General features: G+C 53.6%; 20 protein-coding genes. 8 read left to right on the top strand and 12 right to left on the bottom strand.

The annotated features are described in order from the left end of the window. Positions 1 to 122: 122 nt before the first annotated feature. Complete coding sequence (locus QJQ48_RS15060; RefSeq protein WP_346292065.1) at positions 123 to 1,487, bottom strand: (Fe-S)-binding protein; 1,365 nt, start codon at positions 1,485 to 1,487, stop codon at positions 123 to 125. A gap of 179 nt (positions 1,488 to 1,666) precedes the next feature. Here QJQ48_RS15060 and QJQ48_RS15055 point away from each other — a divergent pair, with 179 nt between their 5' ends. Beyond that, positions 1,667 to 1,999 carry a hypothetical protein gene (locus tag QJQ48_RS15055; RefSeq protein ID WP_346292064.1) on the top strand — a complete coding sequence of 111 codons (333 nt, stop codon included), beginning with the start codon at positions 1,667 to 1,669 and terminating at the stop codon, positions 1,997 to 1,999. Here QJQ48_RS15055 and QJQ48_RS15050 read toward each other — a convergent pair. Beyond that, a complete protein-coding gene (locus QJQ48_RS15050; protein WP_346292063.1) occupies positions 1,992 to 3,335 on the bottom strand; it encodes a leucyl aminopeptidase family protein in 1,344 nt (447 codons plus the stop codon). The two genes, QJQ48_RS15055 and QJQ48_RS15050, sit on opposite strands and share 8 nt — an antisense overlap. A gap of 181 nt (positions 3,336 to 3,516) precedes the next feature. Further along, a complete protein-coding gene (gene glnA, locus QJQ48_RS15045) occupies positions 3,517 to 4,935 on the bottom strand; it encodes a type I glutamate--ammonia ligase (protein WP_346292062.1) in 1,419 nt (472 codons plus the stop codon). 442 nt (positions 4,936 to 5,377) lie between these two features. On the opposite strand from glnA, the gene QJQ48_RS15040 reads away from it, so the two are divergent. Beyond that, complete coding sequence (locus QJQ48_RS15040) at positions 5,378 to 6,559, top strand: aldo/keto reductase (protein WP_346292061.1); 1,182 nt, start codon at positions 5,378 to 5,380, stop codon at positions 6,557 to 6,559. A gap of 256 nt (positions 6,560 to 6,815) precedes the next feature. Here QJQ48_RS15040 and QJQ48_RS15035 read toward each other — a convergent pair whose 3' ends face one another. From QJQ48_RS15035 to QJQ48_RS15025, 3 genes are read right to left on the bottom strand one after another with little or no spacing between them, the layout of a single operon-like run. After that, positions 6,816 to 7,664 (bottom strand): carbohydrate ABC transporter permease, encoded by an 849-nt coding sequence (locus tag QJQ48_RS15035; RefSeq protein WP_346292060.1) that lies wholly within the window; start codon positions 7,662 to 7,664, stop codon positions 6,816 to 6,818. A 5-nt stretch (positions 7,665 to 7,669) separates the two neighbouring features. Next, positions 7,670 to 8,536, bottom strand: a complete 867-nt coding sequence (locus QJQ48_RS15030; RefSeq protein WP_346292059.1) for a Tab2/Atab2 family RNA-binding protein — start codon at positions 8,534 to 8,536, stop codon at positions 7,670 to 7,672. 3 nt (positions 8,537 to 8,539) lie between these two features. After that, positions 8,540 to 9,424, bottom strand: a complete 885-nt coding sequence (locus tag QJQ48_RS15025; protein ID WP_346292058.1) for a S1 RNA-binding domain-containing protein — start codon at positions 9,422 to 9,424, stop codon at positions 8,540 to 8,542. Positions 9,425 to 9,698: 274 nt separating this feature from the next. Here QJQ48_RS15025 and argJ point away from each other — a divergent pair, with 274 nt between their 5' ends. The 3 genes from argJ to QJQ48_RS15010 all read left to right on the top strand — a co-directional run bounded on the left by argJ (position 9,699) and on the right by QJQ48_RS15010 (position 12,821). After that, positions 9,699 to 10,943, top strand: coding sequence for a bifunctional ornithine acetyltransferase/N-acetylglutamate synthase (gene argJ, locus QJQ48_RS15020; RefSeq protein WP_346292057.1), 1,245 nt, complete (start codon positions 9,699 to 9,701; stop codon positions 10,941 to 10,943). A 90-nt stretch (positions 10,944 to 11,033) separates the two neighbouring features. Next, positions 11,034 to 11,720 carry a HEAT repeat domain-containing protein gene (locus QJQ48_RS15015; protein WP_346292056.1) on the top strand — a complete coding sequence of 229 codons (687 nt, stop codon included), beginning with the start codon at positions 11,034 to 11,036 and terminating at the stop codon, positions 11,718 to 11,720. A gap of 432 nt (positions 11,721 to 12,152) precedes the next feature. Then, complete coding sequence (locus QJQ48_RS15010) at positions 12,153 to 12,821, top strand: alanyl-tRNA editing protein (RefSeq protein ID WP_346292055.1); 669 nt, start codon at positions 12,153 to 12,155, stop codon at positions 12,819 to 12,821. On the opposite strand, the gene prmC is transcribed toward QJQ48_RS15010, so the two are convergent. The 3 genes from prmC to cpcD/petH all read right to left on the bottom strand — a co-directional run bounded on the left by prmC (position 12,814) and on the right by cpcD/petH (position 16,431). Next, positions 12,814 to 13,731: a peptide chain release factor N(5)-glutamine methyltransferase gene (gene prmC, locus QJQ48_RS15005; protein ID WP_346292054.1), complete on the bottom strand. Its 918-nt coding sequence runs from the start codon at positions 13,729 to 13,731 to the stop codon at positions 12,814 to 12,816. The two genes, QJQ48_RS15010 and prmC, sit on opposite strands and share 8 nt — an antisense overlap. An 8-nt stretch (positions 13,732 to 13,739) precedes the next feature. Beyond that, positions 13,740 to 15,056 carry a homoserine dehydrogenase gene (locus QJQ48_RS15000; RefSeq protein ID WP_346292053.1) on the bottom strand — a complete coding sequence of 439 codons (1,317 nt, stop codon included), beginning with the start codon at positions 15,054 to 15,056 and terminating at the stop codon, positions 13,740 to 13,742. A gap of 157 nt (positions 15,057 to 15,213) precedes the next feature. Beyond that, positions 15,214 to 16,431, bottom strand: coding sequence for a bifunctional rod-capping linker CpcD/ferredoxin--NADP reductase PetH (gene cpcD/petH / locus QJQ48_RS14995; RefSeq protein WP_346292052.1), 1,218 nt, complete (start codon positions 16,429 to 16,431; stop codon positions 15,214 to 15,216). A 415-nt stretch (positions 16,432 to 16,846) separates the two neighbouring features. Between cpcD/petH and QJQ48_RS14990 the strand changes: the two genes are divergently transcribed. Further along, entirely contained in the window at positions 16,847 to 17,305 is a 459-nt protein-coding gene (locus QJQ48_RS14990; protein ID WP_346292051.1) for a hypothetical protein, read from the top strand. 23 nt (positions 17,306 to 17,328) lie between these two features. Here QJQ48_RS14990 and QJQ48_RS14985 read toward each other — a convergent pair whose 3' ends face one another. Beyond that, positions 17,329 to 18,687 carry a sensor histidine kinase gene (locus QJQ48_RS14985; protein WP_346292050.1) on the bottom strand — a complete coding sequence of 453 codons (1,359 nt, stop codon included), beginning with the start codon at positions 18,685 to 18,687 and terminating at the stop codon, positions 17,329 to 17,331. A 200-nt stretch (positions 18,688 to 18,887) separates the two neighbouring features. Here QJQ48_RS14985 and QJQ48_RS14980 point away from each other — a divergent pair, with 200 nt between their 5' ends. Both QJQ48_RS14980 and QJQ48_RS14975 read left to right on the top strand, forming a co-directional pair. Further along, entirely contained in the window at positions 18,888 to 19,700 is an 813-nt protein-coding gene (locus QJQ48_RS14980; protein WP_346292049.1) for a Uma2 family endonuclease, read from the top strand. A 64-nt stretch (positions 19,701 to 19,764) separates the two neighbouring features. Beyond that, the gene (locus QJQ48_RS14975) at positions 19,765 to 20,709 is read left to right on the top strand and encodes an alkaline phosphatase family protein (RefSeq protein WP_346292048.1); all 945 of its coding nucleotides are present in this window, start codon (positions 19,765 to 19,767) and stop codon (positions 20,707 to 20,709) included. Here QJQ48_RS14975 and QJQ48_RS14970 read toward each other — a convergent pair. Together QJQ48_RS14970 and murJ are read right to left on the bottom strand one after the other, a co-directional pair. Continuing rightward, the gene (locus QJQ48_RS14970) at positions 20,639 to 21,769 is read right to left on the bottom strand and encodes a hybrid sensor histidine kinase/response regulator (protein WP_346292047.1); all 1,131 of its coding nucleotides are present in this window, start codon (positions 21,767 to 21,769) and stop codon (positions 20,639 to 20,641) included. The two genes, QJQ48_RS14975 and QJQ48_RS14970, sit on opposite strands and share 71 nt — an antisense overlap. A 122-nt stretch (positions 21,770 to 21,891) precedes the next feature. Further along, a complete protein-coding gene (murJ, locus tag QJQ48_RS14965) occupies positions 21,892 to 23,508 on the bottom strand; it encodes a murein biosynthesis integral membrane protein MurJ (RefSeq protein ID WP_346292046.1) in 1,617 nt (538 codons plus the stop codon). Positions 23,509 to 23,597: the final 89 nt, after the last annotated feature.

Raw genomic sequence — 23,597 nt, 5'->3', positions numbered from 1 at the left:
GCTGCTCATACTTTAATATGGCTACCCAGGGCGAACTGTTTCAAAAAATACGCCTCAACAGAACCTAACTTGAATTTAATTCTCTTAACAAGACTTAACATCTTTCGCTGGTCTGAATGATGCTATGCGTGCGGAGGTAGCTTTTCGCCACGAATTGACATATCTAGCAGCTCAATGGGGTGCTTCAGCGGTACGGATCTGCCCTGAGCCGGCATATGTTTTTGAATTTGCAGAGAGCAGCCTGGGTTAGCTGAGGCAATTAGGCTGGCCTGAGTGTTTAGCAAGTTTCTTACCTTCATTTGTCCCAGTTCTGCGGCTACCTGTGGCTGCAGCATGTTGTATACCCCAGCGCTACCACAGCAAAGAGCCGCGTCAAGCGGTTCTATTAGCTGCACTCCTGGAATTTGTAAAAGCAGTTGGCGCGGCTGCAGGCTAATTTTTTGGCCGTGGAGTAGGTGACAGGCATCCTGGTAAACCAATGTCAGTGGCTCATCCTGCAGCGGGTGTAGTTTGGCTGTTAGCCCTACCTCGGCTAGGAACTCCTGCACGTCGCGCACCTTGGCTGAAAAAGCGGCGGCTTTCTCTCGGTACTGCGGATCGTGGCGCAGAATATAGCCGTATTCCTTTAGGGTGTGACCGCAGCCTGCCGCATTGATGATGATGTAGTCAACGTCTGTATCCTCAAAACTATCAATCATTTGTCGGGCTAAGGCTTCAGCTTGAGCTTCCTCCCCTTGGTGCTCTGGTAGAGCTGAGCAGCAGCCTTGGCTTCTCGGAATCATTACTTCGCAGCCGTTGGCCGTTAGCACCCGCGCCGTCGCTTCATTGACGCCGGAGAAGAAAACCCGCTGCACGCAGCCCAAAATCATGCCGACCCGATAGCGCTTTTCTTCCTGAGCCGGGAGCTGCTCCGGTAGATTGTCTTGGAAGCAGCTCGGCGTCACCGGCGGCAAGAGCGTTTCCATAGCGGCTAAGTTGGGGGATAGCTGCCGGAGTAGGCCGCTGCTTTGCAGCAGCTTGGAGATGCCTAAACGCTGGTAAAGGGCTAGCGGTGTCAATAACAGTCGAATCCGATCTGGATAGGGAAAAAGTGAGAAAATCAGGTTTCGCAGGGCACTTTGCCAAAGTCCGCGCCTATGGTTGCGGCGAATTTGAGGCCGAGTAGCGGCGATGAGCTTGTCGTATTGGACGCCAGAAGGGCAAGCAGTGGTACAGGCCAGACAGCCCAGGCAGGAGTCAAAGTGCTGCACTGAAGCAGAAGAGAGCGGAGCTTCTCCTTTGTTAATCGCGTCCATCAGGTAGATGCGGCCCCGTGGCGAATCATTTTCTTTGCCAATGACCCGGTAGCTGGGGCAGGTGGTCAGGCAAAAGCCACAGTGAACGCAAGCGTCAATTAGCTCTGGGCTGGGCGGCTCTTGCGCATCAAATCCCTGAATATTGGAGGCTAGGTCAGTTTTCAGCTTGAGTGGCTTTTCTGAGGTTTGCATTGCTAGCTATCAAAAACGCGATCGCCCCCTGAGAGGCAGGACTGTTATTCAGCTTATCGCGCTGTTCTCAGGTATGACCGGGTTAGAGACAGCAAGCTGCTAACCGCAGCGATCGCGGCTCAATCGCTGGCATTAAGCGATGGGCTCAGAAAATTTCTTTACAGTCGATAGTAGGTCTGATGGCTAGGATCAAAGCAGAGACAGGCGCGATCGCCACGCGCGCCTATCTGCCGCTACGCTGGGAGGCTCTGCCCATGTCCAACCGCTATTCCACCGCCTATACGTCCCTGCCTGATCCTTGGCAATCGGCCAAAGCCACGGTTAAACCGTCGGCAGGCGATCGCTCGGAGGTACTCATATCGCCGCCGCCAGCCGCAAAGCCGCTGATTCCCGCCCATACCTCCCTTTCTCCGATTGAGGTGCTGCTGCTCGACGAACTACGGCTGAGCGAATCAGCAAAGCTCAGCTCGCAGTTACAAGACGCTATAGCGCTCCTGCTTTGGGCTAGCTAACAACCTGCTGGCGAATCAGTTCAAACAGCGATCGCAGTCCCATCGCCTCGCCTCCTTCCGGTCGTCCTGGCAGGCTGCGTAGGTTCCAGGCCATTAGATCAACGTGAATCCAAGGGGTTTGCGGGGTGACGAACTCCTGTAGAAAGAGAGCCGCCGTGATCGCGCCGCCATAGGAACCATTGGAGATATTGGAAATGTCCGCCACCTTGCTTTCCAGCAGAGCGCGGTAGGGTTGATGCAGGGGGAGCTGCCACAGCGGGTCATCTACTTGCTGGCCGATCTCGAGCAAGGCTGCTGCTAGCTCAGTCTGGCTGCAGAAAAAGGCAGGCAGTTCTGTTCCCAAGGCCACCCGCGCCGCGCCGGTCAGGGTGGCGCAGTCGATTAGCAAATCCGGCGACTCGCTACAGGCTTCCCATAGAGCGTCTGCCAGAATCAGGCGACCTTCCGCATCCGTATTGCCCACCTCGACCGTGATGCCCTTGCGCGATGGAATTACGTCCAGCGGCCGCATAGCGTTATCAGAAATGCTGTTTTCCACGGCGGCGACCAGCACCCGGAGCTGTACCGGCAGCTTCAGCTGCATAATTAGTTTTGCCAGTCCCAAGACATGGGCCGCACCGCCCATATCTTTTTTCATCATTTTCATGCTGGCCCCAGGCTTGATATTGAGGCCGCCCGTGTCAAAACAAACCCCTTTGCCGACCAGGGTGACTTTCGTGGCTCCAGCTTCTCCCCAGCGCAGCTCAATTAGGCGTGGCGGGCGATCGCTGGCCCGCCCCACCGCATGAACCAAAGGATAGTTTTGCTCTAGGAGTGCCTGCCCGGTCACGACCGTCAGCTTGGCCCCGTAGGTTTCCGCTAGAATCCCGGCGCAGTCCTCTAGATGGGCTGGCCCCATATCGTTGACGGGGGTGTTGATCAAATCTCGAACAAGAAAGGTGGCCGCAACTGCCGCCCTCACATAGTCCTGATCGGCGTTGGGGGGAAACTGCAGTTCAGCCACGGCTTCTGGAGCTGCCTGCTTATACTGATTGAACTGATACTGGCCTAGCTGCCAGCCCAGGCAAAGCTGAGTCGCTTCCTCTGCTGAGAATTCATCGGCTAAGTAATATGTCTGTGCCGGGAGGCTCTGGGCCAAGCTGCCTAGTGTCCAAGTATCCAGAGTGTCGGGCTTCCCGACTAAAATTTTGCCAATACCGCCCTGCTGATCCGGGGTGATGCAGAAAGTCCCAGATTTCGCCTTGAAGTCAGACATTTCTAGCCATTGCTGGCTCTCGGCGTGATGCGTGGCAATATCGGCGGCCCTGATGAAAAAAATCGGAATCGCTTGTGACAAAAGAGCTGTCTCCCAGTAACTTAGTACGTCTACGCTGTATCAGAGTTTATAGCTTCTTAGGGGAGGCTAAGGGTGGCTTCTTCAAATGCCTTAGTGTGTTTCATTTAATCTTCATATAAACTCAAAACTCCCCACCTTAGTCAAGGCAGGGAGTTGAGGCGATCGCCTGTAGTTTTAGACCTTAGCAGTCATAGTAGAGCGCTAGCTCGTAGGGATGAGGCCGGAGCCGCATGGGGTTGACCTCGTTATCAAGCTTGTACTCAATCCAGTTGTTGATGAAGTCTTCAGTGAAGACGCCGCCGACGGTGAGAAACTCGTTGTCGGCTTCGAGGGCCTTGAGCGCATCCAGCAGAGAGCCGGGCGTAGACGGAATCTTAGCCAGTTCTTCCGGGCTGAGGTCGTAGATGTCTACATCCAGAGGATCACCGGGATCAATCTGATTCTTGATACCGTCGATACCGGCGCAAAGCATCGCTGCAAAGGCCAGGTAAGGATTCGAGGTGGCATCGGGGCAGCGGAACTCTAGGCGCTTAGCCTTGGGGCTGTCGCCAGAGAGGGGAATCCGCACAGAGGCCGAACGGTTGCCCTGAGAGTAAGCCAGGTTCACCGGAGCCTCAAAGCCCGGTACTAGGCGCTTATAGGAGTTAGTGGTGGGGTTAGTAAAAGCTAGCAGCGCCGGGGCGTGCTTGAGGATGCCGCCAATGTACCAGAGAGCCGTTTGGCTCAGCCCGGCGTACTTGTCACCGGCGAAGGTGGGTTCGCCGTTGTTCCAGATGGACTGGTGGGTGTGCATCCCAGAACCGTTGTCGTTAAACAAAGGCTTGGGCATGAAGGTGACGGTCTTGCCGTACTTCTTGGCGACGTTCTTGATGCAGTACTTGTAGATCATCAGCCAGTCTGCGGCCTGAACCAGCTCACCGAAGCGGATACCCAGTTCGCACTGACCGCCAGTGGCCACTTCATGGTGGTGCTTCTCGATTGGTACGCCCAGAGACCCCATTGACAGCAGCATTTCAGTCCGCATGTCTTGGGAGGTATCGGTCGGCGCTACGGGGAAGTAGCCTTCCTTGTAACGAGGCTTGTAGCCCAGATTACCGCCTTCTTCAACCTTACCCGTGTTCCAGCGGCCCTCAACGCTGTCCACGTAGTAGTAGGCAGAATGCTCGTTTTGGTCGAAGCGAACGTCATCGAAGATGAAGAATTCAGCTTCGGGGCCGAAGAAAGCAGTGTCACCGATGCCGGTAGAACTGAGATAGTCAACGGCTTTGGTGGCGATCGCGCGGGGGCAGCGCTCATACAGTTCACCCGTACGAGGCTCTTTGATGGTGCAGACCATGCTCAGGGTCGGCTCCTTCATGAAGGGGTCGATCCAAGCCGTGTTTGGATCGGGCACCATCATCATGTCGGACTCGTTGATAGCTTTCCAACCGCGAATGCTGGAGCCGTCAAAAGCCACCCCGTCGGTAAAGCTGCTGGCGTCAATCTGACTCTCATGGACGGTCAGGTGCTGCCAGACACCCGGTAAATCAATAAATTTCAGATCAATTAATTGAATGCCTTCATCTTGAATCTTTTTCAAGATATCTTCTGCAGTAGCCATGAATTACTCCTTGCCGCTAGGTATCGTTATTCTCACAGATGGGGTTAGTGGCCCAGGTAGGGCACCAGATGGCTCAGCGATCGCAGAGATAAGCCTCAGCCGAGATATCTCAATACCGTCACTCAACTCAATCAACCCAATCACTCAGCCAGCGCTTTGACTTCGCCTCTCCACTTGTTCTGACAGCAAGCTGCGCCAGACGCTGTGATCATCTGAATCATCCTATGAATAGGGGTTGGCATAATTTGTATTTTTCGATACAAAACCTATGGCTTTCCCCAGGAAAATGCAGCAATCTCACTGAGATAGCCCGTGTTACCAAGCGGCGGCGTGAAGCTAAAGAATTCTCTAAGAGTATAGAAACTGATAGTTCGGATGACCAGACTACGAGGCTCGTAAGGTGCTAGAACAGTGATCAGTGATTTTCTGTATTTCGCCGTTCATGCAATATCGTCGCTTCGGTCGCACAGAGCTGCAAATGCCCGTATTTTCCTGCGGGGGAATGCGCTATCAACACTCTTGGCAAGACGTGCCTCAGGAGCAAATTCCCCATAAGAACCAGCAGAATTTAGAGGCGACGATTCGACGAGCGGTTGAGCTGGGGATTAACCACATTGAAACCGCTCGCGGCTATGGCACCTCTGAAGTTCAGCTTGGCAGAGTCTTGCCCCAGTTTCCTCGCAGCGAAATCATTGTGCAAACAAAAGTTTCGCCCCAGCCAGATGCCGAGGAGTTCCGGCAGACGGTTGAACAGTGCTTGCAGAATCTGCGACTAGAGTATGTGGACTTGCTGGGATTACACGGCATCAATACGCCGGAAGTATTAGAGCAGAGTATCCGTCCGGGAGGCTGTTTAGAGGTAGCCCGTCAGCTTCAGCGTCAGGGAAAGGTGCGCTCTATCGGCTTTTCTACTCACGGCCCTACCTGGCTGATTCAAGAAACGATTGAAACCGGACAGTTTGACTATGTCAATCTGCACTGGTACTACATTTTTCAGGACAACTGGCCTGCGATCGCTGCCGCTCAGCGCCACGACATGGGGGTGTTTATTATTAGCCCTTCGGATAAGGGCGGCCATCTCTATAGTCCCTCGCAGCGACTGGTAGATCTGTGTGCGCCCCTGAGCCCAATGGTGTTCAACGACCTGTTTTGTCTCAGCCATCCCCAAGTCCATACGCTCAGTCTAGGCGCAGCCCGACCCAGTGATTTTGATGAACATTTAAAGGCACTGCCGCTGTTAGAGCAGGCCGCAGAGATTTTGCCGCCCATTCTGCAGCGTTTGGAGCAGGCGGCGATCGCCCGCTTGGGGGCCGAGTGGCTGCGCACCTGGAAGGTAGGGCTACCTACGCCGGAAAATACGCCAAAAAATATCAACATTCCCGTAATTTTGTGGCTGCGCAATCTGTTAGAAGCCTTTGACATGGAAGAGTACGGTCAGGCCCGCTACAATCTGCTGGGCAATGGCGGGCACTGGTTTCCAGGCGGCAAGGCGGACAGCTTAGAAACGGTTGATTTGAGCCAGTGTTTAGCTCAAAGTCCTCACGCTGATAAAATTCCGGCTTTGTTGGCCGATACCGATCGCCGTTTGGGCGGCAAGGCGGTGCAGCGTCTCTCTCGCTCCTGAGTATGTCATCCAAGCTGCAACTTTTCGGATAGCGGGCGGTGCCTACGCTACTAGAATGACCGGCATGAGAATGGAGGTTGGCTAATAACGGAAAACTCAACAGAAGCCCTGCCGATGTTGGGTTGCGCTATGCTCAACGCCAACCTGCAAAAGCTCCAATTAAAGCTCCAATTTTAGCTGTGTCGCGCCGCTACCGATGCCCCAATTGAAAAATCAAAACCTGATAGGCATGACCATTGCCTTAACTTCACCCTCTTTACCCTTTGAGGCCGCTGCCGGAGTTGGTGGGCACGATGTAGCGCTGCAGAGCCACGAACACTAGAATGATCGGCGCGACGGAAATGACCGAGCCAGCGGCAATTTGTCGCCAGTCATCTCCAGAAAGCCCTCCCGCCAGCTTAGCTACGCCTAGCGGCAGGGTATACATTTCAGGGCGATCGAGGACGATCAGCGGCCAGAGAAAGTCGCTCCAGGAGCCAATCAGCACGAAGATAGCCAGGGTTACCAGGGCCGGGCGCACTGCCGGAATCATCACGTTCCACCAGATACCCAGCTCGCCGCAGCCATCCATGCGGGCAGCTTCCTCTAGCTCCTTAGGTACTCCCTGAAATGCCTGCCGCAGCAAAAAAATACCAAAGGCCGACGCCAAGGACGGAAAGATAATGCCCAGATAGGTATTCCGTAGCCCAAGCTGCACCGTCAAAACGTACAGCGGAATCATCACGATCTGAAACGGAATCATGATGGTGGACACGATGATAGAAAAAATGACCTCTCGCCCGCGAAAAGACAGACGGGCTAAGGGATAGGCGGCTAGGGCACAGAACAGCAAATTGAGCACCACCGTCAGCCCCGCTACCAGGGTGCTGTTAAAAAAGTAGCGGCCAAAGGGGTTAGCCTGCCAAACTGCCACGAAGTTCTGCAAGGTGGGCTGGCGGGGAATGAACTGGGGCGGAAACTGAAAAATATTTTCAGTGGGAGACTTGAAGGCGGTGCTGATCAGCCACAGCAGCGGCAGCAGCATAATCAGCGCGATCGCGCTCATCAGAGCGTAGGTGCCTACGCGCCGCCAAAAGAACTGTCTTGACGTTGGAGAAGAGCGCATAGCCACTAGCCAAACAGCCGCTCCTGCAGCAGCCAGAAGCCAGCAAAGGATTCAGCTTCTGGCGAAGACTGCACTGCTACAAAGTGAACCTGGTTGGCGGCCTGCTTAGCCTGCTCGAAGTTTTGGGCTTCGGTTTGGGCCTTAGGCGTATTGAGATTGGCTAGAATCCAGCTCTCGGTGGTGCCGGTTTCGAGCAGAAGCTGAGCGGGCTGAGGGGCGGGGCTAGCGTTGAGGTAGGCAAGCTCTAGGCCCGACATCCAGCCAGCCAGGGGCAGCGCCCTGGGTGAAAAAATAATCACGCCGGGAATGCGCTGATCCGGGGAGACGCCAACCATCTCCAACGGAAAGGCTTCGCCAAAGTCAATTTCCCACTCAGGCATATCGGCAAAGTCTTGCGCCGTTAGGGTAACAAAGGCCCACTGCTGACCTACCAGGGCGTCAGGTAGGGCTTTAGGCGCAGGAGGCGGAGCACTGACGACGGGGTTAGTGGAGGGCTGATAGCCCGGTTCCTGCGGATAAACCGCTGCCTGACGCTGCTCTAAAAGCTGCTGCAGGGCTAGGGTACGACGGCTGGGCTTGGCCGCGATATTGAGCGCATTGCAGGCCCGCTCAATCATGGCCTGCATCGCATAGCGAAAGAAGCGGATCCGGCTGGGGGGGGCAGGGGCCTGCGCGATCGCTTCCTCAATGGCGGCCTGAAGCTGAATGGAATTGACTTCGGTGTTGGATAGAAACTTGCTGTACTGAAACAGGTCTTTATGAGGCGAATTGACGCCCTGAGCGCCTTCTACAATCAGCACTTCCCAAAGCTTTTTACCGCGCTCGTCCACGATGGGGCGTGAATAAAAATCGAGTTCCCAAACGGTACCCATAGCTTAAATATCGGCCTCGGCCAGAACCTTACTGATTGACTGTAGGCGATTTTCCGCATCTGCCATCAGCTCATCCTGCTTTTGCAGCATTTCACCCGGAAACTTTTCCAGCACCTTGGTTGAAAGCGAAATACGGCGGTTAGTTTCGTCTACGTTGACCACAACGGCTTTAATGGCCTGCCCGACCTGAAACAAATTAGGCAGCGAATCGACGTAGTTTTTGCTGACCTGATTAACGTGCAGCAGCCCCGTGACGCCGTCAAATTCAATAAAGACGCCGAAGGGCTTGATATTGGCGACTGTGCCTTCAATGAGCTGACCGAGTTCGAGGCGGCTCATTCTGGCCGAGCGGGCGGCGATGCGCTCCGACAGCACCAGCTTATTCGCTTCGGGCGAGACATCTAGAAAAGCCACCGTCAGGGTTTGTCCTACCAGGCTTTCTAAATCGTCGATTCGTACCGCTAAATGCGATCGCGGAATAAAGCCCCGCAGACCGTCCACATCAGCTAGAACGCCGCCTTTGTTGGTTCCGTTGACAGTAACTTGCAAAGTCTCATTGGCTTCCTGCATTTCGCTGAGGCGCTGCCAAAGCTGCTTGAGCTGCATCTCACGAATTGACAGAATTACCTGACCGTCGGCATTTTGATCCCGAATGATCAAAAACTGGCCGGCTTCCTCTAGAGGCAGAATTTCCGGCAGCTCAGCCGGCGTAATCTTTTTCAGTGAGGCTTCTTTTAGCGGTAGGAACGCCGCTGCCTTGCCGCCAATATCTACGTAGGCCCCTTGGTCTGTATGGCTAAAGACCGTGCCACGCACCACGCTACCTTTCTGAAACTGATAGTCGTGCTGCTCTAAAGCCTTGGCAAAATCTTCTGCAGAAAAACTCAAACTGGCCTCCGGCAATCAAATTAGTCATAGTCAGTTTTTCAACTATAAAGCAACTTGAGGAGAGCGAGAGGAGTTGTGTCGTCAACAAGCTGCGTCAAAAATCGCCCGCAAGTGACCTGAGAATAAAAGAAATGAGGTGAGAATGACAGAAATTCAGCCGCTAAGCCGGAGCCGAATCCTCATAGTTAAGAGTCATGAAGCCTTCACCTGCAGAATTCAGCCATCGGAAAGCCTGCTATAATCCCCTCTCATGCAGTAGTGAGAAGAGGACGTTATGGCAGACTGGCAGCAGGTTTCAGGGGGAATCGCCGCGCCTAAGGGCTTTCGTGCTGCAGGGATTAAAGCGGGGCTAAAGCCGTCGGGTGCTTTGGACTTGGCGCTAATTGTCTCAGATACCGATGCGATCGCGGCGGGTGTGTTCACCACCAGCCAGGTAAGAGCTGCCTGCGTAGACTACTGCCGTGAGCGCCTAGAGGAAAAAGCTGTCGCTCGCGCTATTCTCTGCAATGCGGGTCAGGCCAACGCCTGTACGGGTACCCAGGGCTGGCAGGATGCGATCGAAAGTGCTGAGGCTTTGGCGGCGGCGCTGGCGGTGCCAGCCAGTTCCATTTTGATTGCTTCTACAGGGGTCATCGGCCAGCGGATCAAAATGGAGCCGCTAAAGCGGGCGATGCCGGAACTGGTCGATGCCGCCTCTGTGGCCGGAGCTGAGACGGCTGCCAAAGCGATTTTGACCACTGACCTAGTGCCTAAGTCAATTGCTTTAGAAACCCGCCTCGGCGATCGCCCGGTACGGATTGGCGGCATTGCTAAAGGCTCTGGCATGATTCATCCCAATATGGCGACGATGCTGTCCTTTATCACCTGTGATGCTAGCGTTTCCCATCAGCTTTGGCAGGACATGCTGAAGCGTGCCGCCGATCGCAGCTTTAACCAAATCACCGTAGATGGCGATACCAGCACCAATGACTCACTCATCGCCTTAGCCAACGGCCAGTCTCGCACCCCCGCCATCACTGAAATGGGGCCAGAAGCGAAAAAGATAGAGGCCATGCTGACGGAGGTTTGTATTTACTTAGCCAAGGCGATCGCCCGCGATGGAGAAGGAGCTACCTGCCTGGTGGAAGTCAGCGTTGCCGGAGCGGTTAATGATGCTGCCGCCCAGCTTGTGGCCCGGACAGTGGCCGGATCTTCTTTAGTCAAATCAGCTATTTTTGGCCGCGATCCCAACTGGGGGCGGATTGCCGGAGCCGCAGGGCGAGCCGGGGTGCCTTTTGAGCAGGAGGAGCTAAAGGTGATGCTGGGCGATCTGCTGCTGATGGAGCAGGGACAGCCCCAGCCCTTCGACCGGCAGGCTGCCAATGCCTATCTGAAGCAGGTGGCTGCAGGGGAATATCTAACGCCGGATAATACGGTCAACATTCAAATCAGCATTGGTAACGGACCCGGGAAAGGAACTGCCTGGGGCTGCGACCTCAGCTACGACTATGTGCGCATCAATGCGGAATACACAACTTAGGTGAGTAAATCCCTACCTGAGTGAAGACCTCTTTGAACACACTGGGCTCCTATAATGAGCCTAGTGTAAATATTTGTAACGGGGGCTGCTATGAACGCACCGAATCTCGAAGAACTTTCCACTCAGTTAGAGAGCGACAATTCTAAGGATCGGATGCTGGCGCTGGCAGCACTGCGCCGCGTCTCGGCCACTGACGCAGCTCCCTTAATTAGGAAAGTTGTTGAGAACGAAAAGAACTTGCAGGTGCGATCGATGGCGGTGTTTGCCCTGGGAGTGAAGCCTGACGAGAAAACCTATGACGTACTGGTCAATATTTTAGAGAGCGATCCGGACTATGGTATCCGGGCTGATGCTGCTGGTGCACTGGGCTACTTAGAAGATCCCCGTGCTTTTGAAGCTTTGTCCCATGCTTTCTACGAAGAAACAGACTGGCTGGTGCGCTTTAGTGCGGCAGTCTCTCTAGGCAACCTGAAAGACCCCCGCGCCCACGACATTTTAATCGAAGCGCTCAACAGCGACGAAGTCGTCATGCAGCAGGCAGCGATCGCGGCTTTAGGCGAAATCAAAGACACCAGCGCCGTCGAGGATATTCTCAGGTTTGCTCAATCTGAGGACTGGCTAGTACGACAGCGCCTAGCCGAAGCCCTAGCAAACTTGCCCAGTGAAAAAACTGAACCCGCCCTCAAGTTTCTAGAGCGCGATCCCCATCCCCAAGTATCGGCAGCGGCTCGCATTTCCCTAGAACGTTTAGCCAACAGCGAAGCCAGTCACGAATAGATAGTCGTGCTCTCCACCGACGGTTCTAGTGGCGCGACACAGCTAAAATGAAGAATGAAGTAGGGTGCTGTATAGCCCGAAGGGCATAGTAGAAAAGCGCAGCGTAACGCACCGAATCCAAGGGTTTTAGCCTATTGATCATTTGCACCATTTGAGGCGTGTCAGCCCACTAGTCTCTGATATCTCATTTATGCCAAGGCAGGGCAGGTGTTTAATTGTCTACTGCCTCATCCACCAATCGTTTAGGTATTGCTGAATCAAGGCATAATCTGGCGTCAGATTCCTGAGTTCTCGCGAAGAACTCAGGGATTTTAATTTGTTAAGTAATCGCTTTTGCTAATCTTGACAAAGCAATTTTGTTCAAGACAAATAGTTTTCCTGCTCGTTACGCTCTAGAAAACCACTACACAAGTCAATATTTTGGTGCAGTTGATGACCCACAAGGTTTTCTGGGAAAATCCCTATCTCACAGATTTATCTACTAAAGTTACGAAGGTTGAAGGGCCTGACATAACGGTTAAAGAGACTATCTTCTACGCATTTTCGGGAGGTCAGGAGAGCGATTTTGGTGCAATCGGGGGCTATCAAGTTCTACGAGCAACCAAGCAAGAAAAGACAATTGTTTATACTCTGGGAAATAGTCATCACTTGAAGCCTGGCGATTCTGTCAGAATGAGCATTGACTGGCCACGACGCTATAGGCTGATGCGTCTACACTTTGCCGCAGAAGTCGTGCTGGAACTGATTTATAGCACGCTTCCTGGTATTGAAAAAATAGGAGCTCACATTTCTGAACGCAAAGCGAGAATAGAGTTTTTATGGCCTCACAGTCTGGCGGAAATACTCCCCCAAATCCAAGCCGATGCCAATCAGCTCGTTAAATCTGATCAAGCTGTTATTAGCGCTTTTAGCGATGAAAAAGCTGAACAACGATACTGGAAAGTAGATGGGTTTGCCCAAGTTCCGTGTGGCGGTACCCACATTAGAAAAACTAGCGAAGTCGGCGAAGTGAGGCTAAAGCGAAAAACTGGCGGTAAAGGCAAAGAAAGGGTTGAAATTTATATCAGCGATCAGGTTAGAGAAGATAGCTCCTTTAACTAGGATGAGGCAAAAGCCTGCAGGTAGCGCTGACAAAGCGATCGCGGCCCGCTAAATCGTAATGAAGCTGGATTTGCTCATAGCTGTTTGTTGCCAACAGAATTTCTGATACGGCCTGTCCCTGTCCCTGCATGATTTCGACCAGCCATAAACCACCCAACTGCAGGTAGGAAGGCGCGACCGTTGCTAAGTGGCGAATGCAGTCTAGGCCATCTTTGCCGCCATCTAAAGCCAGGTGGGGTTCGTGGCGCGTGACTTCAGGCTCTAGGGCTAAGACGGTGTCGGAGGGGATATACGGTGGGTTAGAGATCAGTCCTGCAATCTGGCCTTTAAGCTTCTTTGCCGGTTCTAGCCAGGCTCCCTGCAAAAACTGGATGCGATCGCCCAAACTGTTTCTGGCCGCATTTTCCTGGGCGATCGCCACCGCTTTGGCACTGACATCGGTAGCAATAATCTCAGCCTGGGGAAATAGAGTCGCTAGCCCCAAAGCGATCGCCCCGCTGCCTGTACCCAGATCAATCCAGAGGCCACTGCGAAGCTGCGCGGCCATAGGACTTTGAGCAACTAACTCGGCAGCAATTTCAACTATCAGCTCAGTCTCCGGACGGGGAATGAGCACATCTGGCGTTACCCGCAGCGTCAAGTCCCGCCAGCATACCTGACCGACTAAGTACTGGACTGGAACGCGATCGCCTACGCGTTGCTGCCAGAGATACTTGAGTTCTGCTAGGGAGCGATCGCAGTTAACCTGAGATTTTTCTTTAAAGGTAGCCAGCCGCAGCGCCAGGGCATCTAGCCCCGTCACCGCTCGTAAAAGCCAGTCAGCTTCGGCGGGATCGATCGCGTTTTGGGACGCTTGCTGACGCGCTGTTTGCCACCAGTTCCAAAGCTCGGCTCCGACAATGAACGGCATCGCTCAGTTTACAAAACCCGCAGCAGGCTAGGAACGTCCAAAATTTCCTTAAAGGTACGAATTTCTTCTAAGGCCCGCTGTAGGTTGCCCTCTTGAACTTCGTGCGTTACCACCACAATCTCAGCCAGTTCTTTCTGGCGGCTAATCTGTACCACTGACTCAATGCTGACATCATGCCAGCCAAAGCAGGTACCCAGCTTGCCAATCACGCCCGGCTGGTCATTGGCAATTACTCGCACGTAAAAGCGGCTGATTAAGTCTGCTAAGGGGCTAATAGTGCAGTAGTGCTGGTGGCTACAGGCTAGGAGGGGATTGAGTTCCTCTGGCTGCTTCGCCGTACCGCCAATTTTTAGCGTCGCCACGATATTCAAGATGTCTGACACGACGGCGCTAGCGGTAGCTCCTTGGCCTGCCCCCGGTCCCTGAAACATGACCTGACCTAGCGGCTCCCCTTCTACCAGAATGGCGTTAAACACATCGTTGACGCTCGCTAGGGGATGGTCGGTCGGCACCAGAGTCGGATGCACCCGCACCTGCAGCTGATCAGGCTGATCGGAATCGGTAGTGGCCTGACGCCGGGCGATCGCCAGCAGCTTAATCACAAAACCTAGGGTCTTGGCATAGTTAATGTCAGCCGCACTGACTTGGCGAATCCCTTCACAGTGAACCTCGGAGCGCTCAATCCGTCCGCCAAACGCCAAGGAAGCCAAGATCGCAATTTTGTCGGCTGCGTCTAAGCCATCTACATCCGCGGTGGGATCTGCTTCCGCGTAGCCTAAGCGCTGGGCATCCGCCAGAATTGGCTCAAAATCGCCGCCCTCTCGCTGCATTCGGGTGAGGATGTAGTTGGTGGTGCCGTTGATAATGCCTGTGACGGCACTGATGCGGTTGACTCCTAATGCCTGCTTCAGCGGCTGAATCACCGGAATGCCGCCGCCCACGGCAGCCTCTAGCAGCACATAGACGCCTGCTTTGTTGGCAGCTGTAAAAATTTCGTCGCCGTAGCGGGAAATCACGGCTTTATTGGCAGTTACAACGTGCTTACCGTGGGCGATCGCCTGTAGGATGAGTGACCTCGCCGGTTCTAGGCCGCCAATTAGCTCGACGATGATGTCAATTTGGGGATCGGCAGCGATCGCTTCTAGATCGGTAGTGAGCAGATCTGGGCTGATGGCGATCGCACGTGGCTTATCTGGCGATCGCACTCCAATACGCGCGATCGCCATCTCTTGCAAAAGGGGATGCCGCCCCGCTATGTTCAGCAAAATCTCGGCGGTGCCGGTACCGACCGTCCCCAATCCTAATAGACCGATCTGAAATGCCAAAGTGATTCCCTATGCTTTTTGTCTCTATGCCAACAATTGTAGGGGTTTAAAGCTGACAACCAAAAACCAGGAGACATGGCCTCCTGGTCTGGTTGGTATCAATTGAGCGTTGCTGCCTAGAGTCGGGTAGGCATTACCTCCCGACTAGTCAATAAACCTAGTAGGTTTCAACGTGCCAGCGATGGGCCTTCTTCATCTGACGCTGGTAATCGCTCCAGTCAATGCCTTCCTTCGCCGCCTCAGCGCCTAGAGCGGCATCGATGCCGTCTTCCATGCCCTTCAGACCACAAATATAGGTGTGGGTGTTGGGCTGCTGAATCATCTTCCACAGCTCTTCAGCATGTTCAGCCACGCGGTGCTGAATATACATTCTGCCGCCCTCAGCATTTTGCTGCTCCCGGCTAATGGCGTAGGTGAGGCGGAACTGGTCAGGATACTTGGACTGTAAATCCTCTAGTTCTTCCTTATAAAGAATATTAGGCGTTTTCGGAATACCGAAAATGAGCCAGGCTTTACCCTTGAACTCATAGTCGTTGATTTGGCGCTCCTCTTCCTTGAACATACGCCATAGATAGGCTCGGAAAGGCGCAATTCCTGTTCCTGTTGCCATCATGATGACGTTGACATCGGGATCGTCAGGCAGGAGCATTTCCTTACCCACTGGCCCCGTAATCTGTACTTTTTGCCCTGGCTCCATGTCGCAAAGGAAGCTAGAACAGACGCCGTAAACCGTTTCGTCAGTTTCCGGGTGCTGATAAACTAGCTGCCGCACGCAGAGAGAAACAGTTTTGTCGTCTAGGTCATCTCCGTGCTGGGTTGAGGCAATTGAGTAGAGGCGCAGCTTGTGGGGCTTGCCATTTTCATCTTCCCCATCGGGAATAATGCCAATGCTCTGCCCTTCTAAGTAGTGCAGATCACCTTCGGATAGATCGAACTTCAGGTGACGAACGGTACCAATACCTCCTTCGCCTACAAGCTCATCGTTAGAAAGGCATTTACCCACATAGGGATTTTTAGGTTTGTAGATATTAACGGGAATATCTTTTTTGGCTTTAGGCTTAGCTTGAGTCATAGACTGTTTAGATTCTCCTGCTGCCGCAGATTTGGACTCGGCTGTAGATGATGCCTTGCCGTTCATAGAATCGCCGTCTAAGGGACGAATGCTGACAATTTTGCCACCCATCCGCGTGATTCGCTGCATCTCTTGATTCATGCGGCTATAGGGCACCTTGAATGAAATAGTGCCGCTATTACGAATCTCATAGTTCATCTTGTCGGTTTCAGAGTTCTGATGAAGCCCTTCTACCTCGTAGATGAATATTCTATTCCCAGCTATGCTATTGGCGCTGCTGCCGACTACGCTTTGATTGTACATTTCTGATTCGTCAATCTTTAGATCTAACTGAATGCGATAGTAGCGGCAATTTGGCCCTATCCATCGCAGACTTGACTCAACAGTGCTTAGATATTTGAATCTAAATACTGAATTGCCGATTTTTACCTAGCGTAGCACTGTAAGGGGGCCTAAACCCACTGAAACACAACCCTTAGCGATAGCACGGTGAGACTCTATCAGTAGCAAAAACACCATTTCTAGCCGTACCCTTAAAATCTAACGACAAAATTTGTTTCAGAACTGTTGCTTTTGAATCATTTTTAGAGAGGTTTTTGAAAAGGTTGCAGCCAGTCTGCTGGTTTGGGGGGGATAGCAGTTTTGCAGACGGGGTAATTTTAAGCAGAAAGATTTTGGGCCGCTACGCTATGGTGAAGCTAGTAATGGAGTTGGCGTCATGGCTTTGTCCCTGCACCCCAAAGTTGAACAGCGGCTGCGGCAAAACCCTTGGCTAGTCTCGATTATTGAGCATCTTAGCCAACATCCCAACAGCCCGCCTAGCCTGGATTATAGTCAGGTGGCTGAAGATAGTTACTACACAGTTTGTGGTCGTCGTATTGTCTGCTGGGAAGGACTGGCTACTCTGCTACAGCTTGATATTCGCCAGCCTTACGCTTCCGGGCTGCTAGAGCTAACTATTCGTGGCACCGAATCAGAGGGGCTAGTCGTTGGCGCTTTGCTAAATCTTACCTGGTCGTTGGAGCCTAATTTCCGGGCTAAGCGCGATCGCCGTCCCCAAGTTTGCCGGGGCTGTGTTAACTATCACGGTCAGGTTTATGGCGGCAACTTTCTCTGCTGTGCGATCCATCCTGCGGGGCCGCCTGCCGAGGTCTGTCTTGATAGAGAACGGGTCTAAGCGGGGTCTATTGCAGGCTTGGCTTAGTCCTTGGCGCTAGTTCTGGGCAGAGTAACGGTGACGGTTGTGCCTGCTCCAAGCTGGCTTGCAAGCTGGATCTGACCATAATGGTTGTCTACAATCAGCTTGGCGATCGCCAGTCCTAGCCCCGAACCCGAATGACGCTGACGGCCTCTAGCTCGATCGGCCCGGTAAAAGCGATCGAAGACGTGGGGCAAGGCGTGGGGTGAAATGCCTTCGCCAGTGTCCTGCACCCTGACCTGCAGTTTGGGCTGACCATTGTGCCGAAGCGGCAGCAGCTCCAGCGTAATCGTTCCGTCTGCTAGGGTATGCTGCAGGGCATTGCCGACGAGATTTGTAAAGAGCCGAATGAGCTGATCGCGATCGCCCTGTAGGCTCAAATCTGCGGCTTCAACCGCTAGCTGGCTGGATGCGGTGACGCTCTCTGGTAGCCGGTAGACTAGCTGAACTGATTTGTCTAACGCGATCGCCTGCTGTTCTTCAATGACTTCAGCCAAAAGCTGATCGAGCTGAACTGTTTCTCGCCGCAGCGGCGCTAGGCCGCTTTCTTGGCGGGTGAGGAACAGCAGGTCGTCCACCAGTCGGCCTAGCCGCCGTGTCAGCCGCTCAATCACCTGAAGCTGCCCCTGCTGAAACTGCAGATCCGGCTCTGGATCGGCCAGCGCTACCTGTACGTTGGTCTGAATCACGGCAATCGGATTGCGCAGCTCATGGGAGGCATCTGCCGTAAACTGCTTGAGCTGCTGATAGGACTCTTTCACCGGAGCGATCGCTAGACCCGACAGAAACCAGCCAATTGCCGCTACGGCTCCCACCATCAGGCTGATGCCGAGTCCTAGATCTAAGATGAGCTGGCGGGTCGGCTTTGTGACTTCAAACCAGGGATGGCTCACCCGCAGATAGCCTAAAATCTGACTGCCTGATTGCACCCGCTGGGTGATCTGCCGCAGCAGATACTCCTTCGTTAGCCGCACTGTTTCGCCTTGAGGATTGACGTGCAGCGGTAGGCGGGGCGGCTCTGAGAAAGTAGACCACAGCAGCTCTCCGGTGGGGCTAAACCACTCCAAATCAATCCGATCGTCCTCGGCGGGCTGATGGCTATCTCGAAAAGTCGCCTCTACGTTTACCCGTAGCGGTGGCTCAACTACGCCAATAGAGGTGAGTACCCGCCCGCTGTCTTCACTGAGCTCAATGACCAGCGATCGCCGCACCACCTCAATCACGTGATTGAGGGTATCGTCTACCCGCTCCACCAGCGTTGTGCGCACGTAGAGATAGAAGCCGCTGGCAAACAGCAGCAGCAGGATAGCCGTTACCGTGGTATACCACAGCGCTAAACGGCGACGTGTTGCTTGAAACATAGAAATTCACAGGAAGACCGCAAAGATTAAGAGCGATATTGGCGTTACCTGCAAACCATAGCGCATCTGATTTGGTCTACTGCGACGCTGCCAAAATCATCCTCAAACCCTTGTGAATTCCCTAGATAAGACCTGTTGATCTGCTTGTTCTTCCTCTCTGTGGGTCACGCTAAGATAGGGGCATTGAATTTGGGCGATGTATGCATCCGGCTCATTCTCCCCGTCCGCCTCAGGAAACCCTGCCGACCATGTACGATCTTCCCAGCGAAGATCCAGAGGAGCCGGGATTGCCAGACGAATTTCATGCTTTTCAACCGCAGCTATTACGGGAAACTTTTCAGCCCGCTAGCTACCCTCTCGATCAGGTCTTCATCGGTACTGACATCAATCTTTACTACGAAAGTCGTCATCCTCTTTGGCACAAGCGTCCAGACTGGTTCGTCTGCTTGGGGGTAGCCGCCGCCGCTCGTCAGGAGGAGTTGCGTTGGAGCTATGTCATCTGGCAAGAAGGGGTTGCACCCTTTTTAGTTTTGGAACTGCTCTCACCGGGAACAGAAGCAGAAGACTTGGGCCAAACTCTACGAGAAGTTAGCCAGCCACCAACTAAGTGGGAAGTCTATGAGCGCATTTTGCGTATTCCCTATTACGTTATTTTTGACCGCTACACCAATCAGCTTCGAGCCTTTAGCCTGCTCCCCACCCGCTATCGGGAAATTGACCTGCCCGATCAGCGCCTTTGGTTTGAAGAAGTAGAGCTAGGCTTAGGCATTTGGCAGGGGCGCTATCAGGGGGCAGAAGGTCACTGGCTCAGATGGTATGACACGGCTGGGCGCTGGATTGCAACCCCTAGCGAGCGAGCCGAGCAGGCCCAGCAGCAGGCTGAGCAAGTCCAGCAGCAGGTTGAGCAAGCCCAGCAGCAGGCTGAGCAAGCCCAGCAGCAGGCCGAGCAGGAAAGACAGCGAGCTGAGCGACTCGCTGAGCAACTGCGGGCGCTGGGGATTGATCCTAGCTGAGTTGACCTGAGCTGCAAGGCCGAAAATTTGTGGAGTGCTGCGATGTCGCTCCGTTCAACAATCTATGAGCCTGGAAGCACCTCAATTTATCTTTTGCTTTTTAGACGGCGTGGGTTTGGGCGAGCGGCAACCCGGTAATCCGTTCGCGGCAAAAGCTGTTATGCCTTTTCTGACAGCACTGCTGGGTTGTCAGCTCGTTGCCGATGCTCAGGTGGAGCAATCAAATCTGCTGCTAAAACCTATTGATGCCTGTCTGGGCATTCCGGGCCTGCCGCAAAGTGCGACCGGGCAAACAGCGCTCTATACCGGATGCAATGCGTCTCAGTTCTTGGGGCGGCATCTATCAGCCTTTCCGGGCGGCTCGCTGCGATCGCTAATTGCAGCGAGCGGTCTGTTCAAGCAAGTTCAAGCCTTGGGCGGCAAGGTGGCTCATGCCAACTTGTATTCGACTGCTTATTTTGAGGCGATCGCCCAGCGACGGCTGCGCTATTCGGTGGGTACGCTGCTGAGTCTGACAGCCAAGGTGCCGTTTCGGTTACAGCCGGCGTATGAACGGGGCGAGGCTATCTTCTGGGATATTACCGGCGACTTGGCACTGCAGCGCGGGATTACGGCCCCGGCCATCTCGCCGCAGGAGGCCGGACGCAGGTTAGCCCTGCTGGGGGGACAACATCAGGTCACGCTGTTTGAGTGCTACCTGACTGACTTTGCAGGGCACGGGCAAGACTGGCAGCAGGCGCTACAGGTGCTGCAGCGGGTAGATACTTTTTTGGCCGGTTTAGTTGAAACGCTGCCAGCAAACGTCACCCTGGTTCTCAGCAGCGATCACGGTAATCTTGAAGATCTTGGGACTAAGCGACATACGCTCAATCCAGTCCCCCTGCTAGTAGTTGGCAATCAGGCAAAAGCCTTTAGTGAGGTTCAGGCGATTACCGACATTACGCCTCAAATGGTGTCTCTGATTCAGCGATCGCAGTTGGCGAAAGCGGCAGCTTCACGGTTACGGTAATGTCCTGACCGGGATGACTCTCAATTTTCAGACTGCCGTTCTGTAGTTCAGCCAGCCTTTGGGCGATCGCCAGTCCCAGCCCTAATCCCTGCTGCTCGTAATAGTCGCGGTCAAACTGGCAGTAGGCATGGACGTTGTTAATCTGCTCGCTGGTCATGCCTCGCCCCTGATTTTTGAATGTGAGTAACAGCCAGTCTGGCGTATTTTCACAGCTAATTTGTACGCGATCGCCAGAACCTGAAAACTTAAAGGCGTTTTCGCTCAGCTCATCCACAATTTTGCTGAGGCTAAGCGGGCTGCACATCAGCTCATCTTGGGACTGCATATTCAGCTCTAAATCAGCTAAACGACCAGCTTTTTCAGCCTGCTGCTGAGCGTGTAGGACTATCAGGTTAGCCGGCATACAGGGCTGCATCTGCAGCATGAGCAAGTCTGGCGAGTTGCCGATTAGATGGCTGAGCCTGCCGTAAAGCAAGAACTTTTCAATCAGATTTTCTAGGCGGGCGGCTGAAGTGAGAATACAGTCGGCAATTTCAACTACCTCGGCTGGATTTTGAGCGATCGCTGGCATCTTTAAAAGCTGGGTGAATCCGGTGATGCCATGTAGCGGCGTGCGCAGTTCGTGGGGCAGGGTGGTTGATAGGCTGCTGCGTAAAGAATCTAGCGCCTGCTTTGAAAAAGTTCGCAGAGCTACCTGCTTCTCTAAGCGGGCCTTGAGCGCCTGAATCAGCTCATCGGGCGTAAAGGGCTTGGTTAAATAGTCATCCGCGCCCAGTTCCATGCCGCGACGCTGATCGGCTTTGGCGGTTTGAGCCGATAAGAAAATGAAAGGCGTCATTGCCGTCGTCGGATGCTGCCGAATTGCCCGTAGCACTTCATAGCCCGTCATTTGGGGCATGGCAATATCGCACAGAATCAAGTCAGGAAGCAGGCTTTGGGCCAGTTGAATACCGTCTTGTCCGCTAGCTGCAGTGATAACTTTGAATCCAACTGCGGTCAATATATCGGTAGTGACTTCTCTTGCTGTAATCTGGTCGTCAATTACGAGAACGGTCGTCATCACGGTAAACGGACGTTAAGAAAAAAGCCTTTAAGATTTGGCCCGAATGCAGCTACGGACTGAATTGGACTTGTAATGGCATCTTCTCACCTCTGATTGCAGCGTATTGTTCATCAAATCTATTACCGGGCCAGAAATCGCTGCTTGAGACGGTTCGCGAGCATGGCGGCTTCCGGAATCTGCAGCAGAGTAGCTCCTAGCAAAAAGCTGCCTAATCCCAAACAACTGGCGATCGCAAGCTGTAAAAGCTGAATCAAAATCCCCTCAGTACCCAACCATGTTTCTAAACCATAGCGAACCCCCCAGCAAATTACCCCGGCGATCGCGCTGCATAAGAATAGTCCCAAGACGGGGCGGGCCCAGTCCAGCCAGGGCAGACCATTGAGGCGGCGATCGAGCAAAATCAGCATCAGCACCATAGAAACAATATTGACCCCAACCGTTGCCAGCACTAGCCCCGGTGCGCCCAACCAGGTAATTAAAAGGTAGTCCAGCAGCGCATTCAGAAAAATGTTAAAAATACTGATGCGAAACGGCGTTTCGCCATCTCCCAGCGCATAGAAAACTCGCACCAGCACGTCGCGGCCTAGATATACAAACATGCCAATGCCATAAGCCACCAGCAGCGAAGTCACGACTTGAGAAGCTTCTTGATCAAAAGCGCCCCGCTCATAAACCACCCGCACAATGGGCAGCGCCAGAGTAATCATCAAAGCGCTCAGGGGCAGCATGGTCAGAGCCGTAAACAGAAGTCCTTGGCGAATACGTCCCTTGAGTTCCGGCCAGTTTTCTGGAGCCGCTAAGCGGGAAAAGATCGGTAAGAACGGCACCAGGATGACATTGGAAATGATGCCTAATGGGGTCTGCACCAGCAGGTTGGCATAGCCCAGAGCTGCCGCTGTCTGGGGAAGGTAAGAGGCAAAAAACAGATCGGTATAGACATTAATCTGCATCATGCCAGAAGAGAACGTTGCTGGCCCCAAAATTTTCAGCACGTCCCGGACGCCGGGTTCTTGAATATTGAAGCGTAGCCTCAGAGTCCCTAGCCCCGATCGCCATAGCGCCGGTACCTGTACTAGCCACTGCAGCACTGCCCCCGCCAGAGTCCCCACGGCCAGCACTGCTCCCCCTAGCATGGCGTACTGCGGCGCGGTGATTTCGCTGCCCAGAGACAGGGCTAAAATTCCCAGGCCAATTAGAACGGTCAGGCTGGAAAATAGCGGGCTGATAGACGGTAACCAATACTGATCGGCGGCGTTGAGGGTGCCAAAGCCAATGCCAATCAGTCCGGCGAAGAAGGCCATCGGGGCCATGATCCGCAGCTGCTGCACCGCGATCGCCCTAGCTTCTAGCCCTACTGCCGTTTCACTCAGTCCCCGCGCCAGCAGGTCAATCAGCGGTCCGGCAAAAAGAACAATCAAAATCGTAACTACTAGCAGTGCCACGCCAATCAGCGTTGTGATGGTTTCTACCAGCGGCGCAATCTCTTCTTTCTTGCGCTTGGCTACGACGCTGACAATAGCGCTATGAAACGGGCCGTTGATGCCCCCTAGCAGCACCAGCAAAAAGCCCGGAATCACGTAGGCAAAGCTATAGGCATCGGCAACGGGGCCGACGGCAAAAGCAGCCGCAATGCCCTGCTGTCGCAGTAGGCCAAAAATCTTGCTGACCAGGGTGGCGATCGCCACGATGCCGGCAATTCCCGCTAAAGAACGGGCAGGCTTAGAAGGCTCTGACACAGAAAATCACAATTTGTAACAGGGACTGATCCATTTAACCCCATTCCAGGACAACACACTATTTTCAAGGGATCGCTCTGCCTGCACTG

Origin of the sequence: Sphaerothrix gracilis Ecp01 (genome assembly GCF_030405905.1) — a bacterium.
Lineage (GTDB): Bacteria > Cyanobacteriota > Cyanobacteriia > Phormidesmidales > Phormidesmidaceae > Sphaerothrix > Sphaerothrix gracilis.
This window is presented reverse-complemented; position numbering and strand designations above follow the sequence as displayed.

What these genes read in the sequence shown, in the direction of transcription:
- QJQ48_RS15060 (WP_346292065.1), bottom strand. Translation starts at nt 1,487, where the DNA reads ATGCAAACCTCAGAAAAGCCACTCAAGCTGAAAACTGACCTAGCCTCC.
- QJQ48_RS15055 (WP_346292064.1), top strand. Translation starts at nt 1,667, where the DNA reads ATGGCTAGGATCAAAGCAGAGACAGGCGCGATCGCCACGCGCGCCTAT.
- glnA (WP_346292062.1), bottom strand. Translation starts at nt 4,935, where the DNA reads ATGGCTACTGCAGAAGATATCTTGAAAAAGATTCAAGATGAAGGCATT.
- QJQ48_RS15040 (WP_346292061.1), top strand. Translation starts at nt 5,378, where the DNA reads ATGCAATATCGTCGCTTCGGTCGCACAGAGCTGCAAATGCCCGTATTT.
- QJQ48_RS15035 (WP_346292060.1), bottom strand. Translation starts at nt 7,664, where the DNA reads ATGCGCTCTTCTCCAACGTCAAGACAGTTCTTTTGGCGGCGCGTAGGC.
- QJQ48_RS15030 (WP_346292059.1), bottom strand. Translation starts at nt 8,536, where the DNA reads ATGGGTACCGTTTGGGAACTCGATTTTTATTCACGCCCCATCGTGGAC.
- argJ (WP_346292057.1), top strand. Translation starts at nt 9,699, where the DNA reads ATGGCAGACTGGCAGCAGGTTTCAGGGGGAATCGCCGCGCCTAAGGGC.
- QJQ48_RS15015 (WP_346292056.1), top strand. Translation starts at nt 11,034, where the DNA reads ATGAACGCACCGAATCTCGAAGAACTTTCCACTCAGTTAGAGAGCGAC.
- QJQ48_RS15010 (WP_346292055.1), top strand. Translation starts at nt 12,153, where the DNA reads ATGACCCACAAGGTTTTCTGGGAAAATCCCTATCTCACAGATTTATCT.
- prmC (WP_346292054.1), bottom strand. Translation starts at nt 13,731, where the DNA reads ATGCCGTTCATTGTCGGAGCCGAGCTTTGGAACTGGTGGCAAACAGCG.
- cpcD/petH (WP_346292052.1), bottom strand. Translation starts at nt 16,431, where the DNA reads ATGTACAATCAAAGCGTAGTCGGCAGCAGCGCCAATAGCATAGCTGGG.
- QJQ48_RS14990 (WP_346292051.1), top strand. Translation starts at nt 16,847, where the DNA reads ATGGCTTTGTCCCTGCACCCCAAAGTTGAACAGCGGCTGCGGCAAAAC.
- QJQ48_RS14985 (WP_346292050.1), bottom strand. Translation starts at nt 18,687, where the DNA reads ATGTTTCAAGCAACACGTCGCCGTTTAGCGCTGTGGTATACCACGGTA.
- QJQ48_RS14980 (WP_346292049.1), top strand. Translation starts at nt 18,888, where the DNA reads ATGCATCCGGCTCATTCTCCCCGTCCGCCTCAGGAAACCCTGCCGACC.
- QJQ48_RS14975 (WP_346292048.1), top strand. Translation starts at nt 19,765, where the DNA reads ATGAGCCTGGAAGCACCTCAATTTATCTTTTGCTTTTTAGACGGCGTG.
- QJQ48_RS14970 (WP_346292047.1), bottom strand. Translation starts at nt 21,769, where the DNA reads ATGACGACCGTTCTCGTAATTGACGACCAGATTACAGCAAGAGAAGTC.